21 protein-coding genes are annotated in these 20,151 nt (G+C 35.0%); 20 read left to right on the top strand and 1 reads right to left on the bottom strand.

Annotated features, from left to right (window positions below):
* The first annotated feature begins 66 nt into the window (after window positions 1-66).
* The 11 genes from mscL to H603_RS0106285 all read left to right on the top strand — a co-directional run bounded on the left by mscL (window position 67) and on the right by H603_RS0106285 (window position 13,075).
* Window positions 67-483: a large conductance mechanosensitive channel protein MscL gene (mscL, locus tag H603_RS0106335; protein ID WP_026707787.1), complete on the top strand. Its 417-nt coding sequence runs from the start codon at window positions 67-69 to the stop codon at window positions 481-483.
* Window positions 484-643: 160 nt separating this feature from the next.
* Window positions 644-1,639: an aspartate-semialdehyde dehydrogenase gene (locus H603_RS0106330; protein ID WP_026707786.1), complete on the top strand. Its 996-nt coding sequence runs from the start codon at window positions 644-646 to the stop codon at window positions 1,637-1,639.
* A 102-nt stretch (window positions 1,640-1,741) separates the two neighbouring features.
* Entirely contained in the window at window positions 1,742-2,092 is a 351-nt protein-coding gene (locus H603_RS0106325) for a hypothetical protein (protein ID WP_026707785.1), read from the top strand.
* 211 nt (window positions 2,093-2,303) lie between these two features.
* A complete protein-coding gene (locus H603_RS0106320) occupies window positions 2,304-4,514 on the top strand; it encodes a TonB-dependent receptor (protein ID WP_026707784.1) in 2,211 nt (736 codons plus the stop codon).
* Between the two features lie 324 nt (window positions 4,515-4,838).
* The gene (locus H603_RS16575) at window positions 4,839-6,380 is read left to right on the top strand and encodes a cryptochrome/deoxyribodipyrimidine photo-lyase family protein (protein WP_084157723.1); all 1,542 of its coding nucleotides are present in this window, start codon (window positions 4,839-4,841) and stop codon (window positions 6,378-6,380) included.
* A gap of 3 nt (window positions 6,381-6,383) precedes the next feature.
* Window positions 6,384-7,103 carry a YqjF family protein gene (locus H603_RS0106310; protein WP_026707783.1) on the top strand — a complete coding sequence of 240 codons (720 nt, stop codon included), beginning with the start codon at window positions 6,384-6,386 and terminating at the stop codon, window positions 7,101-7,103.
* 10 nt (window positions 7,104-7,113) lie between these two features.
* Window positions 7,114-7,248: a DUF2256 domain-containing protein gene (locus tag H603_RS17290; protein ID WP_211223772.1), complete on the top strand. Its 135-nt coding sequence runs from the start codon at window positions 7,114-7,116 to the stop codon at window positions 7,246-7,248.
* The gene (locus tag H603_RS0106300; protein ID WP_026707782.1) at window positions 7,245-8,780 is read left to right on the top strand and encodes a cryptochrome/photolyase family protein; all 1,536 of its coding nucleotides are present in this window, start codon (window positions 7,245-7,247) and stop codon (window positions 8,778-8,780) included. The genes H603_RS17290 and H603_RS0106300 overlap by 4 nt, the downstream gene beginning before the upstream one ends.
* Window positions 8,780-10,075, top strand: coding sequence for a DASH family cryptochrome (locus tag H603_RS0106295; protein ID WP_026707781.1), 1,296 nt, complete (start codon window positions 8,780-8,782; stop codon window positions 10,073-10,075). Before H603_RS0106300 ends, H603_RS0106295 begins: the two co-directional genes overlap by 1 nt.
* Before the next feature lie 327 nt (window positions 10,076-10,402).
* Window positions 10,403-12,499, top strand: coding sequence for a prolyl oligopeptidase family serine peptidase (locus tag H603_RS0106290; protein WP_084157727.1), 2,097 nt, complete (start codon window positions 10,403-10,405; stop codon window positions 12,497-12,499).
* 261 nt (window positions 12,500-12,760) lie between these two features.
* On the top strand, window positions 12,761-13,075 hold the full coding sequence (locus tag H603_RS0106285) for an HPF/RaiA family ribosome-associated protein (RefSeq protein ID WP_026707779.1): 315 nt from the start codon (window positions 12,761-12,763) through the stop codon (window positions 13,073-13,075).
* A 78-nt stretch (window positions 13,076-13,153) separates the two neighbouring features.
* Here the strand turns inward: H603_RS0106285 and H603_RS0106280 are convergent, their stop codons facing one another.
* Window positions 13,154-14,740 carry a L,D-transpeptidase family protein gene (locus tag H603_RS0106280; protein ID WP_026707778.1) on the bottom strand — a complete coding sequence of 529 codons (1,587 nt, stop codon included), beginning with the start codon at window positions 14,738-14,740 and terminating at the stop codon, window positions 13,154-13,156.
* A 150-nt stretch (window positions 14,741-14,890) separates the two neighbouring features.
* On the opposite strand from H603_RS0106280, the gene H603_RS17780 reads away from it, so the two are divergent.
* The 9 genes from H603_RS17780 to H603_RS0106240 all read left to right on the top strand — a co-directional run bounded on the left by H603_RS17780 (window position 14,891) and on the right by H603_RS0106240 (window position 20,151).
* Window positions 14,891-14,941 carry a 4Fe-4S binding protein gene (locus H603_RS17780; protein WP_394359123.1) on the top strand — a complete coding sequence of 17 codons (51 nt, stop codon included), beginning with the start codon at window positions 14,891-14,893 and terminating at the stop codon, window positions 14,939-14,941.
* The gene (locus tag H603_RS0106275) at window positions 14,919-15,410 is read left to right on the top strand and encodes a nuclear transport factor 2 family protein (protein WP_394359122.1); all 492 of its coding nucleotides are present in this window, start codon (window positions 14,919-14,921) and stop codon (window positions 15,408-15,410) included. Before H603_RS17780 ends, H603_RS0106275 begins: the two co-directional genes overlap by 23 nt.
* 145 nt (window positions 15,411-15,555) lie before the next feature.
* Entirely contained in the window at window positions 15,556-16,233 is a 678-nt protein-coding gene (trmB, locus tag H603_RS0106270) for a tRNA (guanosine(46)-N7)-methyltransferase TrmB (protein WP_026707776.1), read from the top strand.
* 55 nt (window positions 16,234-16,288) lie between these two features.
* Window positions 16,289-16,927: a LysE family transporter gene (locus tag H603_RS0106265; protein WP_026707775.1), complete on the top strand. Its 639-nt coding sequence runs from the start codon at window positions 16,289-16,291 to the stop codon at window positions 16,925-16,927.
* A gap of 32 nt (window positions 16,928-16,959) precedes the next feature.
* A complete protein-coding gene (locus tag H603_RS0106260; protein ID WP_026707774.1) occupies window positions 16,960-17,286 on the top strand; it encodes an MGMT family protein in 327 nt (108 codons plus the stop codon).
* 57 nt (window positions 17,287-17,343) lie between these two features.
* Window positions 17,344-17,943, top strand: a complete 600-nt coding sequence (locus H603_RS0106255) for a hypothetical protein (RefSeq protein WP_245576094.1) — start codon at window positions 17,344-17,346, stop codon at window positions 17,941-17,943.
* 334 nt (window positions 17,944-18,277) lie between these two features.
* The gene (locus tag H603_RS0106250; protein WP_026707772.1) at window positions 18,278-19,405 is read left to right on the top strand and encodes an Mrp/NBP35 family ATP-binding protein; all 1,128 of its coding nucleotides are present in this window, start codon (window positions 18,278-18,280) and stop codon (window positions 19,403-19,405) included.
* A 36-nt stretch (window positions 19,406-19,441) separates the two neighbouring features.
* Window positions 19,442-19,681, top strand: a complete 240-nt coding sequence (locus tag H603_RS0106245) for a NifU family protein (protein ID WP_026707771.1) — start codon at window positions 19,442-19,444, stop codon at window positions 19,679-19,681.
* A 152-nt stretch (window positions 19,682-19,833) separates the two neighbouring features.
* A complete protein-coding gene (locus H603_RS0106240) occupies window positions 19,834-20,151 on the top strand; it encodes a 2Fe-2S iron-sulfur cluster-binding family protein (RefSeq protein ID WP_026707770.1) in 318 nt (105 codons plus the stop codon).

Raw genomic sequence — 20,151 nt, 5'->3', positions numbered from 1 at the left:
AAGTGTTAAAAAAAACTTAATTTAGTTCTCAATAAGAAAATTTACAAATTTAATAAAAGGAAACTTATGGGATTTTTTAGCGATTTTAAAGCCTCTTTAATGAAAGGCGATGTTTTGAGTTTAGCAACTGCAGTTGTAATTGGTGGTGCATTTAGTAAAGTTATCGGTTCTGCCGTTGATGATATTATTATGCCGGTAGTTGGATTGCTTACAGGAGGTGTTGATTTTACAACAAAATTCATCTCTTTAAATGGGCAAGACTATGCAAGCTTAGAGGCAGCAAAAGAAGCTGGTGCAGCGGTAATGACTTATGGTAACTTAGTGCAAGCACTTATCAATTTTGTAATTATTGCATTCTTTATTTTCGTAATACTTAGAGCTGCTGAAAAATCTAAAAAGAAAGAAGAAGCGGTGGTTGCAGCTCCAGCAGGACCATCTCAAGAAGAGTTGTTGATGCAAATTAGAGATTTATTAAAGAAATAATAAATCCTAGATAATAATGAAAACCACGTCAATGACGTGTTTTTTTTGTAAAGTGTTTTATTTGTAACATTTTGTTATTTTTTGTGAATGCAATTGTTTTGGTTTTAATATTACTTACTTTTGTACTTGAAGTTAAGTATTCAATTATAAAATTATAAAAATGAAAATAGCAGTTGTAGGTGCAACCGGTATGGTTGGAGAAGTGATGTTACAAGTATTAGCAGAAAGAAATTTTATTACAACTGCTGATGAATTAATTCTTGTTGCTTCAGAGAGATCAGTTGGTAAAGAAATAGCCTTTAATGGTAAAAATTATAGTGTTGTAGGATTAGAGACTGCGGTAGCGATGCAACCACATATTGCTTTATTTTCTGCTGGAGGAGAAACTTCGTTAGAATGGGCACCTAAATTTGCAGCTGTAGGTACAACGGTAATTGACAACTCATCTGCTTGGAGAATGGATCCAACTAAAAAATTGATCGTTCCAGAAATCAATGCTAGTTCGTTGACAAAAGAGGATAAAATCATTGCCAACCCAAACTGCTCTACAATACAAATGGTTCTTGTTCTAGCACCATTGCACAAAAAATACAACATCAAGCGTATTGTAGTTTCAACCTACCAATCAATCACCGGGACGGGAGTAAAAGCAGTACAACAGTTAGAAAATGAATATGCTGGAGAAAAAGGAGAAATGGCGTATAAATACCCAATTCACCGCAATGCTATTCCACAATGTGATTCATTTGAAGAAAATGGATACACAAAAGAAGAAATGAAGTTAGTGCGTGAAACGCAAAAAATATTAGACGACAAAGCAATCGCTGTAACGGCTACTGCTGTACGTGTGCCTATTGTAGGTGGCCACAGTGAAGCGGTAAACGTTGCATTTACCAATGACTTTACTGTTGCTGATATTCAAACTATATTACACAACACAGATGGTGTAGTTGTTCAAGATAACAACGATACATATACGTATCCAATGCCTATCTATGCGCAAGGTAAGGATGATGTATTCGTAGGAAGAATTCGTCGTGATGAAAGTCAAGAAAACACTGTAAACATGTGGATTGTCGCTGATAATTTACGTAAAGGTGCAGCTACTAATACCATTCAAATTGCAGAATATTTAGTAGCAGCAAAATTAGTGTAAGCCATTTACACTTTGTTAGAAGGAACCATCTACTTTAATAATTCGTCATGTTTTATTAATTTAGATGGTTTTCTTTTTACGGTTTAGCTACATTTGCAACGTATGAAAAAGAGAACGCTTTTAATTAGCACTTTCTTAGCGATGACCGTATTGTTTTCAATGCTGTTTCAATCGCTACATATGTATGAGCATGTCTTAAAGCAATTTACGCAAAAAGAATGCCAGCATAAATACAATGTTACGCATACTGAAATTACACACCAACATCATAATTATGACACTTGTAAAGTATGTCATTTCACCGTTGGGAATTACATTACTCCAGCAACTTTTACTTATAAGCTACAAGTCGATTATAAGCTTATTCCTTATCATCACGAGGCAATACCAGCCTTAATTACCTTCTCGGGTAGTTTGTATTCGCATCGCGGTCCCCCATTATTATTAGTTTAGTTATTTTAATTTATTTTTCGCTTTAAGCGAATGAACAAACGAGATACTCTTATTTGTAACAGATTATGCTGTTACAAATGATAGTTGCGATTTTTGTATCATTCTTATTAAAGCGAATAGTTGATTTTAATGGCTTTTCGAAAAATAAAAATGATACTCACAATTCATAAATAAGATTTGCAAAACCTTGCAAGTCCACTATCTACATTCGATGAAAAAAATTATAATTACCCTATTACTGGGTTTTTCGGCTGTGCTACAAGCGCAAATATCAGTTTCAGGAACAGTTACAAATGGTGCTAGCCAACCTATAAAAGGTGTTTCTGTTTACATTGGAGCAATTCAAAAAGGAACCAAAACAGATGAAAACGGAAAATATACTTTAAATAATTTACCTAAAAACGGACTCACGATAAACTTCACTTATGTAGGATTCATGAGTCAAAATATCGCCATTAAAAACAGTGAAGCTATTGAAACACTTGATGTCACTCTTGAAGAAAGTATATTTGAAATGGATGAGGTGATTGTCTCTACAGCTTTCAATAAAATTCAGTCGCAAAACGTGATGAAAGTGGAGCATGAAACAATCAAAGACCTACAGCAAAAAGGGACTTCGACACTTATTGAAGGACTTGCCACAATACCAGGAGTTTCTCAAGTTTCTACAGGGACATCAATAGGGAAGCCGGTAATACGTGGACTAAGCGGAAACCGCGTTCTAGTATATTCGCAAGGAGTACGTATGGAAAATCAACAATTTGGGGACGAACACGGTTTGGGTCTTAATGATGCAGGGATAGAGAGCGTCGAAGTAATTAAAGGACCAGCATCTCTATTATATGGATCAGATGCATTAGGTGGGGTGCTTTATTTTAACCCAGAAAAATTTGCTGACGCCAACACTTTCAAAGCGAATCTAAATCAGAAATTATTTTCGAATACCTTAGGGAGCAATACGTCTTTAGGACTAAGAACGTCTACTGAAAACTGGAAATTCTTAGCGAGAGGAAGTTACAATACCCATTCTGATTACCGCGTTTCTGGAGGAGACCGTGTGACAAATACCCGTTACAATGAAACTGATTTTAAAACAGCTGCTGGATATAGCAATGCTAGATTTTCTACGGTGCTTCGCTACAACTATAACAACTTAGATTTAGGTTTGCCAGAAGACGGTATAGGAGCGCAATCCTCTAGCAAGAATACAGCCCTGCCGCGACAAGCGGTGTCAAATCACTTATTGAGTTTAAATTCTATTATTTATTTTACGAATACAAAATTAGATGTAGACTTGGGTTATGTAACAAATGATCGTTCTGAATTTGAGGATTCTGATGAGGCTAGTTTACAAATGAAACTCAAAACGTTCAATTACAATGCAAAATATCATTTACCTAAAATGGGTAATCTTGAGACTATTTTGGGAGTACAAGGAATGCACCAAACAAATACCAATTTTGGAGAGGAACTATTAATTCCAGATGCAACGACTAATGACTTTGGGATTTTTGGAACCGCAAATTATGAGTGGGGAAGCAGCAGTGCTTTACAAGCAGGTTTGCGCTTTGACAATAGAAAAATAAGTAGCGAAGTAAATGGCGAAGTAGGGGAAGAAGGGTATTTTCAAGCAGTAGATAAATCTTTTGATAGCTTCAATGCAGCGCTAGGATATAAAACAGATTTGGCTACTAATTTTACAATGCGCTTGAATTTGGCTTCGGGTTTTAGAGCGCCTAACTTGGCTGAATTGACTTCAAATGGAGTGCATGAAGGAACAAATCGATACGAAATAGGAAATAGTGAATTGAAAACAGAACAAAACTTTCAAACAGATTTAAATTTAGAGTACAAAACAGATCACTTTGAGTTTTTTGTAAACGGTTTTTACAACCACATCGATAATTACATTTATACTGCGCCTGCGGGAACAATTATAGATGATAATGCCGTTTTTAATTACATTCAAAGCAATGCAAAACTGTATGGTGGAGAAGTAGGTTTGCATTTTCACCCGCATCCGCTTGATTGGTTGCATTATGAAACAGCCTTTGAATCGGTTACTGCTAAAAAACAAGATGGTGATTACCTTCCTTTAATTCCTGCAAACAACTGGAACAACACTTTTAGAGGAGAATTCGACATCAAAGATTGGTTAACATCAGGTTTTGCAACTATCAATGTAAGTACAACTTTGAGCCAAGATAATGTTAGTGGTTTTGAAACGCGTTCTGCGGGTTACACGCTAGTCAATTTAGGATTAGGTGGAACAGTCAAATTTGGGAAGACAATTTTTGATGTCAACTTAAATGCCAACAATCTTTTTGATAAAGAATACATTGCGCATCTCTCGAGATTAAAAACAGATGGGATTGCAAACATTGGTCGTAACGTAGTTTTAGGAATCAATTTTAGTATCTAATTCTTTTTTAATTTTTTATAGATAAAATCATGAAGAGCTAGTTTAAATTATTTTTAGGCTGGCTCTTGATGGTTTTTTTGTTTTCGAAATAAAAGCGATCAGTATTTATTTCCAATTATTTTAATGTTATAATGTCCCCAAAGTCTAAAGTGAAAGAGGTAATTATAAATTCGATTTGCATAACCTTAAAGGAACGTTAATAAAGGATAGTTTTAACCAATAATAAACTGAATTTAAATTACAATTCCTTATATTTGTTTAAGATATAAATAAAAAGGTTAAACAAATATTTTTAGCTTTTTAAAACGTCAAAAATGAAACGTTATGGTAAATAAGCTTGCTGTAAATATTGTTTGGTTCAAGCGCGATTTGCGTTTTGTAGACAACGAAGCACTGCGCGCTGCCCAAAATTCGGGACTTCCTTTACTTTTTATTTATTGTTTTGAACCTTCTGTAATGGCATATCCTGATGCCGATGTTCGTCACTGGCGTTTTATATTCGAGTCAATTCAGGATCTTCAGCTAAAATTGAATGCGATAAATGGGAAGTTCTATTTTTTTCATAATGAAGTAGAAACTGTTTTCGCTGCACTAAACGACAAGTACCACATACATACTGTTTTTTCTCATCAAGAAGTAGGTAACAAAGTTACTTTTGATCGTGATCTTGCTATGCAATCTTTTTTTAAAAAGAATGACATTACATGGAAAGAGTCGCAATTGCACGGCGTTATTAGAAAATTAAAGTCACGTAAAAATTGGAGTAACGATTGGGAAAAAGTAATGAGAGGCATTCCAAAAATGAGTGCAGTTCAAGATTTCAAACTCCTGACACTTGATAATTCGTTTTATCATTCGATTAAAGGAGAATCACTTCCCATAGAAATTACAACACCTAATAAAAACTTCCAAAAAGGAGGCGAAAGTCTCGCGTGGCGCTACCTAGATAGTTTTGTAAAAGAACGCTATGTAAATTACAGCAAGCATATTTCGAAGCCTTTACTTAGTAGAAAGGGATGCAGTCGATTGTCACCCTATTTATCGTATGGAAATATAAGCATGCGCATGATTTATCAATATACAAATCAGCATTATGAAAACGCACATAATAAACGCGCCATTTTAAATTTTGTTTCAAGATTGCACTGGCATTGTCACTTCATTCAGAAGTTTGAAGATGAATGCAGCATGGAATTTCAGAATGTGAATAGTGCTTATGACGCCTTAGTTAAACCTAAAAATGAATCATACATAAAGGCTTGGCAAGAAGGTAAAACGGGAGTTCCTATTGTTGATGCATGCATTCGTTGCTTGATTACAACTGGATACATAAATTTTAGAATGCGCGCTATGTTAGTTTCATTTTTCACTTTTAACTTATGGCAGGACTGGCGCGAACTCCATTTTCTAGCGAGACAGTTTTTAGATTATGAACCGGGAATTCATTATCCTCAATTGCAAATGCAGGCAGGAACTACTGGAACAAACACAATAAGAATTTATAGTCCTATAAAAAATTCGCAGGACCACGATCCTGGTGGAGTTTTCATAAAACAATGGTTACCTGAATTATCGAATATTCCTGCTGCTTTGATTCACGAGCCTTGGAAACTTAATGCTATCGAGCAAGAGTTTTATGATTGCAAAATAGGAGAGGATTATCCTGAACCTATTGTTGATATCGAAGAAACAAGAAAAAGTGCAAGCGATATTGTATGGAGTTTTAGAGAAAAGAAAGAAGTCAAAATTGAGGGGAAACGAATTATTAAAAAGCACAGCAGTAGAAGGCCAATATTTGTAGACAAGCAAGAAATGCTTTCTTTTTCAAATACAAATGACGAATCAAGTAAAGCACTAACAAACTAAACTATGGCAATTTTTTTAAAAGCAAAGTGGGAGCAATTAATTATGGCAAATTATGCTGTTGATCCAGCAGTTCTAGCGCCTTATTTGCCAGCAGGAGTAAACATAGATTTGTTTGAAGGAAAGGCTTATGTCAGTTTAGTGGGCTTTTTATTTAAAGATACGAAGTTATTCAATATTCCAATTCCTTGGTTTGGCACTTTTGAAGAAATCAATTTGCGTTTTTATGTCTCTAGGGTCGAAAACGGAAAGCTAAAAAGAGGCGTGGTTTTTATTAATGAAACCATTCCTTATCCTATAGTGGCTTGGGTTGCAAATAAGTTGTATAAGGAGCATTACACGGTAGTTGAAACGAAACATATAATGGAAAGAGGTAATAATGAGCAGACAATCAAGTACGAATGGCTTTTAAATAAGAAGTGGAATCGAATAGCGGTAAAGGCAAATACTGAGGTAAAGCAGATGGAAAAGGGTTCTTTACAACAATTTATATTCGAACATTATTACGGCTATACAAAAGCCAGCGATACACACACTGAGGAGTATCGATTGCAACATCCTAGTTGGCTAGTGAACAACGTAATCGATTACGATATTGATTGCGATTTTTCTCGAATGTATGGAGATGCTTTTGCTAATCTAACCCACTCGGCACCTGATACTGTCTTTCTTGCAGAAGGTTCAGCAGTGGCAATCGAGTGGAAAAGACACAAACTTGCATTGTGATATGAAAAAAATTAAAAAACAGGATTTACCTTCAAAAATATGTGTGGTTTGTGAGCGACCTTTTACATGGAGGAAGAAATGGGAAAAAGTGTGGGAAGACGTTAAATATTGCAGCGATAAATGTAGAATGAATAAAGCAAAATGAAAAAGACAATTCGGTTAATATTAGGAGATCAATTAAATAGTGCCCATTCTTGGTTTAATGAAACCAGTGAAGAAGTTACTTATGTCATGATGGAAATACGTACCGAAACGGATTATGCTACGCACCATACTCAAAAAGTACTTGGTTTTTTTGCTGCGATGCGCAACTTTGCAAAGCAATTAGAAGATGCGGGTCATGCCGTAATTTACCTATCGATCAATGATAACGATAACCAGCAAGATTTTGCTAAGAATCTTAAGCAGCTGATAGATAAACATTCATTTGCACATTTTGAATACCAACTTCCAGATGAATTTCGAGTAGATGAAATTTTGAAGCAATTTTGTCAATCACTTTCTATTAAACACGATGTGATTGATACCGAACATTTTTATACTAATCGCAGTGAGCTAGGAGAATTTTATAAAGGCAAATTGACCTTTATAATGGAGAATTTTTATCATGCTATGCGTAAAAAGCACGATGTTTTAATGGAGGGACAAACTCCTGTCAACGGACAATGGAATTATGATAGTGATAATCGAAAGAAAATCCCAAAAGAGCATAAACCATTACAACCATTAGTTTTTGAAAATGATCTTTCTGCTATTTTGAAAGAAGTTGATCGGGCAAAAATCAAGACAATTGGAACCGTCGATGCTAAAAATTTTCTTTGGCCTACGAGCCGAAAACAATCGTTGCAATTGATGGAGCACTTTATGGTTAACTGTCTTCCGCTTTTTGGAAGTTATCAAGATGCTATGGTTCCTACAGAATGGTCTCTGTACCACTCCAGGCTTTCTTTTTCGATGAATTTAAAAATGATTTCGCCACAAGAAGTAATTAATCGTGCAATAAAAGAATGGAATGCGAGACCCGATGAAATCGAATACAACCAGTTAGAGGGATTTGTTAGGCAAATTATAGGTTGGCGCGAATACATGAGAGGAATTTACTGGTTGAAAATGCCTGAATTTGCATCTCTAAATTATTTAAACAATAAAGCAAAATTACCAGATTGGTATTGGACCGGAAATACAAAAATGCACTGCTTGAGAGATTCGATTCAGCAAACGCTGACGTATAGTTATGCGCACCACATCCAGCGCCTAATGATCACTGGAAATTTCGCATTGCTTGCCGGTACAGATCCTGATGAGGTGAGTGCATGGTATCTAGGCGTGTATATTGATGCGATTGAATGGGTAGAAATTACAAATACAGTGGGAATGAGTCAATTTGCAGATGGCGGAATTGTAGGTACAAAACCCTATGTGAGTTCGGCATCATATATTGATAAAATGAGTCATTATTGTGGATCTTGTTATTATAAAAAATCAGTAAAAACAGGAGACAAAGCATGTCCTTTTAATAGTTTGTATTGGAATTTCTTTGATAAAAATGCAGACAAATTGCAGGCAAATCCGCGGTTGCGTATGGTATATGCACTCTGGAAAAAAATGAAGCCTGATACAAAGGTTGCTTTACTAGAACAAGCAGATTACTATTTAAAAAACATAAATAAAATATAATGAAAACGGCTATAGTTTGGTTTAAAACGGATTTACGATTATTTGATAATGAAACACTTATCAAGGCAATTGCTCAAAGCGAACAAATTGTACCAGTTTATTGCTTTGATGAAGACCACTTTAAAAAAACGCAATACGGGTTTGATAAAACGGGAAGTTATCGAGCGCAATTTTTATTAGAATCAATTCAAAATTTAGATGACAATTTAAGGAAACTTGGGTCTGGTTTGGTTATTTTAAAAGGGAAACCTGAGATTGAAATCCCTAAAATCGTATCGCACTATAGGGCCAAAAAAGTATTTGCAAAACGCGAAGTAGCTTTTGAGGAAAAAAATGTAGAACATGAGATTCAAGAATTGCTTTTTAAAATGCGTTGCGAACTTGAAACTTTCAGTACAAGTACTTTGTACCACGCCGAGGATCTCCCTTTTTCGATAAAAAAAATACCAGATGTGTTCACTGTTTTTAGAAAGAAAACAGAACTTGATGCGACAATAAGAGAGGTATTCGAAGTGCCAGAATCGATACAGTCACCAGAAATTCCGCCAATAGAATTACCTGCTTTGGCCGACTTGAACTTAGAATTCGAAAAAATAGACAAGCGAGCGGCTATCCAATTTAAAGGAGGAGAATCTGAAGCGATGAAACGACTGAATTATTACTTTTATGAGTCTAAAAAATTAGCCGTTTATAAAGAAACCCGCAACGAGATGGTGGGTAGCGATTACTCTTCAAAATTTAGTGCTTGGCTAGCTATGGGGTGTATTTCGCCACGAACTATTTACAGTGAGGTTAAAAAATTTGAGGAACTACATGGAGCAAATGATTCCACGTATTGGCTAATTTTTGAATTACTATGGCGTGACTTCTTTCGATTTATGTTCAAAAAATACCAAACAAAATTCTTTTTGTATTCAGGAATAGTAGCTGATAAACCCAATTCTAAGGAGAAAAACGAAGCGGCACTCAAATGTTGGATAGAAGGTACCACCGAATCAGAATTTGTAAATGCAAATATGATTGAGTTGAAAGAAACGGGGTTCATGAGCAATAGAGGAAGACAGAACGTGGCAAGTTACTTTTGTAACGAACTCCAAATGGATTGGCGAATAGGAGCAGCTTACTTTGAGTCTCAACTAATAGATTATGATGTGTGTAGCAACTGGGGGAATTGGGCTTATCTAGCCGGAGTAGGAAATGATCCTAGAAAACACCGCTATTTTAACATAGAGAAGCAAGCAAAAGATTACGATAAAGAAGGGGAATTTCGCAAATTGTGGTTGCCAGTAAAGTGATTGTAAAATGTATAGAAAGTAACGAGAAAACGTGTAAAGTGTAACATAAAGAAATGCAATTAGTAACGTAGAGACACTTAAAAGGTTTAATCATACTTTTTTAATAGTGATGAAAACGCTGCGATTCTTTGTGAGTTCTCCGTGGATCTCTGCGTAAAAACGATCGGTCGCAATCAATGTGCCTCTCTTTGTAGCAACTTTAAGTCATAGTTAAGTAACAAAACAAAGCGCTTACCGACATATAAATAAGCAGCCTTCATTTATAAGGCTATCGATTGCTTATTAAAACCGAAAAAATAAAGACTAATGAAAAAATTAATTCTGATAATGGCAGTACTACCTACAATGGTTGCAGTGGCACAAAAACAACAGGCACTTAAGTACCCGGCAACACCTAAGGGGGATGTCGTGGACACTTATTTTGATGCAAAAGTAAATGATCCTTACAGATGGCTAGAGGACGATCGCTCTTCAGAAACAGCAAGTTGGGTTAAGGCAGAAAATGAAGTAACCTCCGGTTATTTAAACCAAATCCCGTTTAGAGATGCGTTAAAAGCACGAATGGAGAAATTATGGAATTATGAAAAAATAGGAGCACCATCAAAGGAAGGCAGCTATACCTATTATTCGAAAAATAACGGATTACAAAATCAGTCTGTAGTTTATAGAAAAGACAGTAAAGGAAAGGAAGAGGTTTTTTTAGATCCAAATACTTTTTCGAAAGATGGTACAACATCACTAGGAGGTTTAGATTTCTCTAAAGATGGATCAAAAGTTGCTTATGCTATTTCTGAAGGAGGTAGTGATTGGAGAAAGGTAATTATGATGGATGCAGCTTCTAAAAAAATTGTAGAAGACACAATTGTTGACGTGAAATTTAGTGGCTTATCGTGGAGAGGAAATGAAGGTTTCTATTATTCTAGTTATGAAAAACCTAAAGGGAGTGAGTTATCTGCAAAGACGGACGAGCACAAATTATACTTTCACAAATTAGGAACTGCTCAAAAGGAGGATAAAGTAATTTTTGGTGCAGATCAAAAGCGCCGTTACATAGGAGGTTATGTTACAGAGGATGGTGATTATTTAGTTATCTCTGCAGCAAATTCTACGTATGGAAATGAATTATACATTAAAAGTCTAAAAACACCAAATAGCCCAATCGTTACAATCGTAGATAATTTCAATAGTGATAATAGTGTGATTGAAACAAAAGGAAATAAATTGTTTATCGCTACAGATTATAATGCGCCTAACAAGCGTGTTGTTACGGTAGATGTTGCAAATCCTGAGCCTACAAATTGGGTTGATTTTATTCCTGAAACAGAGAATGTTTTGTCACCATCTACAGGGTCGGGATATTTCTTTGCTACTTATATTAAAGACGCAGTTTCTGTGGTTAAGCAATATGATTATAGTGGGAAAATGGTTCGCGAAATTAAATTACCTGCGGTAGGAACAGCTGGTGGTTTTGGAGGTAAGGCAGGTGATAAAGTATTGTACTATTCATTTACAAACTACACGACTCCTGGAAGTGTTTATACTTTTAATCCTGCAACTGGAAAATCTGATGTATATGAGAAACCAAACGTTGATTTTAAAAGCGACGATTTCGAGTCTAAACAAGTTTTTTATACTTCTAAAGATGGGACAAAAATCCCAATGATTATTACGCATAAGAAAGGATTGAAACTAGATGGTAAAAACCCAACAATGCTTTATGGTTATGGTGGTTTTAATATTAGCTTGACGCCAAGTTTTAGTATTGCAAATGCAGTATGGTTAGAAAATGGTGGTGTGTATGCTGTTGCTAATTTACGTGGTGGTGGCGAGTATGGTAAGAAATGGCATGACGCAGGAACAAAGATGGAAAAGCAAAATGTTTTTGACGACTTCATTGCTGCAGCCGAATACTTGATTGCTCAAAAGTATACGACTTCAGATTATTTAGCTATTCGCGGTGGATCTAATGGAGGATTGTTAGTAGGAGCAACAATGACTCAGCGTCCTGATTTAATGAAAGTAGCATTACCAGCTGTGGGAGTTTTAGATATGTTGCGTTACCACACGTTTACAGCAGGTGCTGGTTGGGCTTATGATTATGGGACAGCACAAGATAGTAAAGAAATGTTTGAGTATATTAAAGCCTATTCTCCTGTGCACAATGTAAAAGCAGGAACACAATATCCAGCTACAATGGTTACCACTGGAGATCATGACGATCGCGTGGTACCAGCACACAGTTTTAAGTTTGCTGCTGAATTACAAGACAAACAAACAGGACCAAATCCTACCTTAATTAGAATTGATGTAAAAGCAGGTCATGGAGCAGGTAAATCAGTAGCGGCGAGCATTCAAGAAAATGTCGATGTTCAAGCATTTACATTGTACAATATGGGGTTCACAAGTTTGCCTAAAAGCAAATAAATAAATTTAGCTTAATTATTTTTTAGGACAAGAGATTTAGATTTTTGTTTAAAAGGTAGAAAAAGCAATAAGTATAAAGCGCTATTCATAAAGAATAGCGCTTTTGTTTTTGATATATGTTTGCGTAATTATGAGGTAAGTTGCTGAAAGCCTTGATAACACCGATATAACAGCATTTATTTTCATAATTATTTACTAATTTCTTCGTTTTTTGGATTGTCGTTCGTTAACTTTGAGAGACAAACATAAATACTTTACACTATGAAAATACAATTTAACACAGATAAGAATGTAGAAGGACATGAAAGAGCAGAAGCTTATTTCTCAGCTGAATTAGAAACTGCTTTAGCAAGATTCGAAGATAAAATTACAAGAATCGAAGTTCACGTAGGTGATGAAAATAGTGCAAAGCCAGGAATCAATGATAAACGTTGTTTAATTGAAGTTCGCCCAGCAAAGCTGCAACCTATTGTAGTAACAGACCATGCTGATACTGTAGAGAAAGCATTTAAAGGCGCTCTTGACAAGATCAAAAAATCATTGGTGACTACATTTGAAAAACAAAAAGAACACTAGGATTTAATTCTATCGCATATATAAAAAAAGACTATCAATTTTGATAGTCTTTTTTGTTTCATGTATCTGCGTGTTTTATTATTTTTCAAATAAGAGAGCTGCTAGTGCTGGATCTCTATTGTAAACATCGTCATAAAAATGTATCGTTCCAGTCGCATCCACCCATGATGTAAAATAACCGATGTAAACGGGTATCTTGTTTTTTAAAGTGTACCACTTCTCTTTTCCTAAATGCATAGCTTCGTCTATTTTCTCAGCATCCCAGGCAGTGTCATTTTTCATAATAGTTGCGGCCAGTACTTCAGGATGTTCCACTCTAATGCAACCGTGACTAAAAGCTCTCTTGTCTCGACTAAATAAATGTTTAGAGGGAGTGTCGTGTAGATAAATTGCATTCGAATTAGGGAATAAGAACTTTACTCTTCCTAATGAATTTCCTGCACCAGGCTTTTGTCTTACTCTACCATTATTCCATTCCATATTATGTTGGGCTAAGTAATTTGGATTTCTGTTGATAGCTGGTACAATTTCATTTTTAATAATACTTTGTGGTAGATTCCAGTAGGGACTAAAAACAATGTATTTCATTGGTGCACTAAAAATAACAGTTTTGTTAAGCGTTTTCCCTACAACCACATTAAGGTTTAAAACGTTTTTCCCGTTTTCAAAGTAGGTAAGTTGGTAAGCAGGTATGTTTACCGCGATCACCTCTTTTGCATTAGCAATATCTTTAGATATCCAGCGGCATCGCTCCATATTAACAACAATAGTTTTGATTAAGTTAGGTAACGGAGTGCTTAGGTAATTTAAGGTAGACGCGTAGAGTAATTTGTCTCCTTTGATTCCGCGAGTGGCTTTAAATTTAACAACGGCATCGGCTAAGTCTGCATCGTACATGCCGCTTTTACTATCGGTATCAAGAAGTCCTTCAAGATGTAAACGCTTGCGAACTTGAGCGATAGCAGTCAAACTGTCTCCTATTTTTAACGTCTTGTAGCCGGACGGCATTGCAATACTATCCCAAGAAGCTTTTTTTTCGATAGCGCGATACTTTTTTAGGGCATCTCGCAATAAGTAATATTGGCTAAAAAGTGTTTTCTTTTCTTTTTTGACATGTGATCCATCTGTTAGTAGAGAATCGGTATACGCAGCATAAGTTTGTTTCTCCCTAGGTAAAAACCATTCCATCTCATTTGACTTTGCAGCATCGATTCCGTGATAAACTTTGTCGAGGTAGAAGAAGTATAATGCAGTAGTTAAAAGCTCTGCATTAATTTGTGGATCTTTTGATGCCTGTGGTGCCTCATAGAAAGAATTGAATTCTAACTTATAAGGAATGCTAGCTTCGACACCTTCTTCGCTTAAATTATTGATTTTATTATAAAGTATATTAGCAAACTCATTAATCCCATTGCGATCATACCACATAAAACGAAAATCTTGTTTTTCATATAACTTTGTAACGTCTTTGTGGTATTTCTCTAACTGTGGATGTTTGATAAAAAAGGGCGCTACAAGTGTACTGTCAAAAGGAATTTCGCTTAAATCCTTAATTTCTTGTTCTGACAGCTCTGTGGGGCTTTCACTGTCGTTTTTCTTGCAAGCTGTGATTAACAAAGTGGATAATAGGGTAAATAGTAGGGTTTTAAGTACTGTTCGTTTCATATTGAAGTGTTGCTAATAGTGGTGTAAAAGTACATTAATTCAAATACTTTGAAAGCGATTTCGAAGTTTAATAATAAAATTTTGTTAAAATGCTATATTTGTAATGTGACTAGAAAAAGCAATTTGATTCGGGTTTGCAGTGTAATTTAAATTAGGAGGTATGAAAAATGTATTGGTTGTGGTTATTGTGGTTCTGTTTAGCTCCTTTAGTATTTTCGAAAAAGTAAAAGAAAGCAATGATGAGCAAATAAACGTTTTGGTAGACGGCTGGCATGAAGCAGCTGCTGATGCTAATTTCGAAAATTATTTTGACTGCATGACTTCAGATGCTATTTTCATTGGTACAGATGCGGGTGAGAATTGGAACAAAAGCGAATTCATGACTTATGCAAAGCCATTTTTTGATAAAGGAAAGGCGTGGAATTTCACAGCAGTAGAGCGTCATGTTTTTATAGATAAATCAGGAAAAATCGCTTGGTTTGATGAGTTGCTGAGCACGCAAATGAAAATATGTCGTGGTTCTGGTATATTAGTGAAAGATGGCAAAAAATGGAAAATCAAGCACTATGTACTTTCCATGACAATTCCTAACGAAAATTCGGCTGAGGTTATCAAAATAAAAACGCCTATTGAGGACAATTTTTTAAAGTCGTTATTAGAACAGCGATAGATAAATAAAATGCTGTTATTTTTCTTTTTTTCGAAAACAAAACTAATATGGATTTTACTGTTACTGTATTAAAAAGTATTTTTTTTGGTGGCAAACCATTCTTTGTGATATAATTCATTAATTTTGCCGAAATATTTGAAAAAAAGTGGGAAGCAAAAATAAATTAAAGAGATTCAGGGAAAATGAAACATTTGTAAATGTTTTTCAACCAACGAGAGAAGAAGTTGTAGGTGATTTATTTCCTTTAAAAGGGAAATGGAATACCGAATTTTTTAAAAATGACAATCCGTTAGTACTAGAATTAGGTTGTGGTAAAGGAGAATACTCTGTAGGATTAGCTGAAAGATACCCTAATAAAAATTTCATTGGAATCGATATTAAAGGAGCTCGTTTTTGGAGAGGTGCAAAAACCGCTGTAGAAACTGGTTTAAATAATGTTGCCTTTATTAGAACTCAAATCGAACTAATAAACCACATTTTTGCTGAGAATGAAGTGGATGAAATTTGGATTACTTTTCCAGATCCACAAATTAAGTATAAGAGAACAAAACATAGAATGACCAATTCTGAGTTTTTACAATTGTACAAAAAGATATTGAAAAAAGATGGTGTGGTTAACTTAAAAACCGATAGTGAATTCATGCATGGTTATACTTTAGGACTGTTGCATGGAGAAGGTCATGAAGTACTGTATGCAAATCACAATGTATACGTAAATGAAGGTAGTCCAGAGGAAGTGACGGCATTCCAAACTTTCTACGAAAAACAATATTTGCAAGTTAACAAAGCAATTACGTATATTCGATTTAAAATTAAAGATTAAATCGCTGTAATTTAAGGTATTAATTAAGCCGTTTTCACTATTAGAACCGTAATCAATGAATTTTATTTTACCACTGTTTTTTGGTTTTGTCACAGCTGTAATAGGAATTATTCCTCCAGGGCTAATCAATATGACAGCGGCAAAAGTTAATTTAAAAGAAGGTACAAAAAATGCTTTTTGGTTCATTTTTGGGGCGATAATTATAATTTTCTTTCAAGCTTATCTGGCAATCATTTTTGCTAATATCATCAATGTACGACCAGATATTGTGATCCTATTGCGAGAGCTAGGTTTTGGGGTGTTTGGCGCTTTAGCTATCTATTTTTTGCTAATCGCAAAGAAGCCAAAATTGAAAAAAGCAAAAATAGAAAAGAAAAGTAAAAAGAAGCGATTTTTTCTAGGCATGCTTTTGTCTGTCTTAAATTTCTTTCCTATTCCTTATTATGTCTTTATTACCATTACATTGTCTTCGTACGATTTGTTTTCCTTCCATCCGTTTGCTATATTTACCTTTGTTAGTGGGGTAGTGCTAGGATCAACGCTAGTGTTTTATTTTTATATTCGCTTTTTCCAGCACATTGAGTCTAAAGCAGATTATCTTCTTAGAAATATGAATACTATAATTGGGAGCATAACGGGAGTAATTGCGATCGTCACTCTTTTTAATATTATTAGGTATTACATGCAGCTTTAATAATTAAAAAGCTTTCTTACATTAACAATACTATGGCAGACGAAAATTTTTTTGAAAGAGTTTATGTCATCGCTAAGCAAATACCGTACGGTAAAATCACTTCTTATGGTGCCATTGCAAAAGCGCTAGGTGCTGCTCGATCTGCTCGAATGGTAGGTTGGGCAATGAATGCTTCACACAGTCGCGCCGACATTCCTGCACATCGCGTAGTGAATAGAAAAGGGCTGCTTACAGGTAAATTTCATTTTGATGGCACTAATCTTATGCAGCAGCTATTAGAAAGTGAAGGAATTACCGTAGAAGACAATCAAATAATTGATTTTGATACACATTTCTGGGAACCACCCATGAGTGAATGATGTTCGTTTTTGCAGATGAAAACTTCTAAAAGCGCCAACTTTAAAATATTTTATCTTATGAAACTTGACAAAATGAAAATGATTAGACTCTATCCAAATGAGGAGTTTAAAGAGATCGTGCTTGAGGATAAACTGAAGCTACGTTATGCAGTATCTAACAAAGGAAGATTAATAAGCTTTGTAGATAATATGAAATTTGCAAGAGAATTAAAAGGTGCCATGACTGATGGGTATCGATTGTTCAAATATAAATTATACAACGATGGAGAGATTATAAACAAACATCTTTTTATTTATAAACTTGTTGCCCAATATTTTATTCCAAAGACTTCTGAAGATCAAATTCATATTTTACACTTAGATCGAAAACGCGATAATGATGACTATCAAAATCTAAAATGGGCAACCAAAGAAGAGGTGGCCGAACATCGAAGAAATAGTCCATATGTTAAGCAAGCTAGATTAAATTTGGTGAAACACAACCTAGCATCAAACGGAAGGAAACTCACTGTTACTAAGGTGATTTTAATAAAAAAAATACTAGCTAGGCCAGATCAAACTACAAGGTTGAAAATGATTGCTAAACAATTTGGTGTTAGCGAAATGCAAATTAGAAGAATCAAATCAGGTGAAAACTGGAGCCAAGTTAAAATATAAGAGGTAGATTGGGTCTAAGTAGTTAGCTAAGCGATGTTTTAAGTAAGTGCCTCTATGAATTCTTCCATTACATTGTGATAAGGATCTAAGATAATTCCTTAGTTTTATTTCTTACAATTAGGTTTGCAAGTAGATTATTTATTAAAACGTGCTCTTTTCGTTCACAGGCTGTTTTTAGTAGTTTTTTGCTATCATAAACGCAGCAAATTTGGACATCAATAAATCTAATTTAAATTCTTTACAATAAGAACTTAATCCTTTATCTTTGTAATCTGAAATCAGTTTAAATAAATATTGTTTTTACTGAAATACCAATTGATAATAGTCCATTATAATGAAATTAGATAGAAAAGAAATTCTTAAAGCTTTAGAGACCATAACTATTGCAGGAGAAGGAAAAAATATGGTAGAAAGCGGTGCCATTGCAAACGTACTTACTTTTGGAGATGAAGTAGTCGTTGATTTAGTATTAAGTACACCAGCAATGCATATAAAGAAACGTGCTGAAGACGACATAAAAAAAACAATCTTAGAGTTAGTTTCTGCCGATGCAAAAATAAAAATAAACAGCAAGGTTCAAGTTGCTGAAAAAGCTGAAATTAAAGGAAAATCTATTCCTGGAATCAAAAATATTGTTGCTGTAGCTTCTGGTAAAGGAGGAGTAGGGAAATCTACAGTTACTGCAAACTTGGCAGTTTCGTTAGCAAAAATGGGATTTAAAGTGGGTGTTTTAGATGCTGATATCTATGGTCCGTCTATGCCAATTATGTTTGATGTTGAGAATGAAAAACCAATCTCTGTTACAGTAGATGGGAAATCAAAAATGAAACCTGTTGAGAGCTATGAGGTTAAAATGCTTTCTATTGGGTTTTTTACTGCTCCAAGTCAAGCAGTAATTTGGAGAGGTCCTATGGCTTCAAAAGCATTGAACCAAATGATCTTTGATGCAGATTGGGGCGAATTAGATTTTATGTTAATCGATTTACCTCCAGGAACAGGAGACATTCACCTTTCTATCATGCAATCGTTACCAGTTACTGGAGCAGTTGTTGTAAGTACACCGCAAGCAGTTGCTTTAGCAGATGCTAAAAAGGGAGTTTCGATGTTTTTATCTGAGGCAATCAATGTTCCTGTTTTAGGAATTATCGAAAACATGGCTTACTTCACACCAGAAGAATTGCCTGAGAATAAGTATTATATCTTTGGTCAAGAAGGAGCAAAAAATCTTGCAGAAGATTTAGATGTGCCTTTCTTAGGAGAAGTTCCTATTGTACAATCTATACGTGAAGCAGGAGATTTTGGTCGTCCAGCAGCAATGCAAGAAGGTTCAATTGTAGCTTCAGTGTTTGAAACTATTACTCGTAACGTTGTCGAAGAGACAGTGAGAAGAAACGATAGTTTACCTGCTACCGAAGCCATTAAAATTACAACTATGGCAGGATGTTCTGCGGTAAAAAAATAATAAGATTTATTGCTATAAATCTTTAAAATATACAAAATGACAACAGAAGAATTAACGATTGAAGTTCAAAAAGCGTTAGAAGAGATTCGACCTTTCTTAAAATCTGATGGTGGTGATATTACTCTCATTTCTATCGAAGAAGACAAGCATGTCAAAGTGCGTCTTGAAGGTGCTTGTACTAGTTGCAGTGTGAACCAAATGACGCTTAAAGCAGGTGTGGAAACGACTATTAAAAAGTTTGCTCCACAAATAGAAACTGTTGTAAATATTCTATAAAATTGAAATAAAGCAATTTTAAGGAAAGGATGTAATGCTGTTAAGGGCATGAATCTTATTTCTTAAAATTGTTTTGTTTTATAAGTAGGCATGACTGCAAAGTCGCGCCGTTTTAAGCTTACCACTCACAATAACTAACTCATAATTATTTTATGGACGTATTAATTAAAATTAAAGATCGTGAAGGAACTGTGCATGAGTTACAGGCTCCTACAGATATGGCAATGAATATAATGGAATTATGCAAGGCATACGAGCTTCCTGTTGAAGGAACTTGTGGTGGTATGGCAATGTGTGCTTCTTGTCAATGTTATGTTCTTAACGACGTGCAATTACCAGAAATGGGTGATGATGAAGAGGCGATGCTATCAGAAGCGTTTTACGTGAAGTCAAATAGCCGTTTAGGTTGTCAAATCCCAATTACCGAAGATTTGGAAGGCTTAGAATTAGAGCTTGCTCCTGAAAACTAA

Origin of the sequence: Flavobacterium frigidarium DSM 17623 (genome assembly GCF_000425505.1) — a bacterium.
Classification (GTDB): Bacteria; Bacteroidota; Bacteroidia; order Flavobacteriales; family Flavobacteriaceae; genus Flavobacterium; species Flavobacterium frigidarium.
This window is presented reverse-complemented; position numbering and strand designations above follow the sequence as displayed.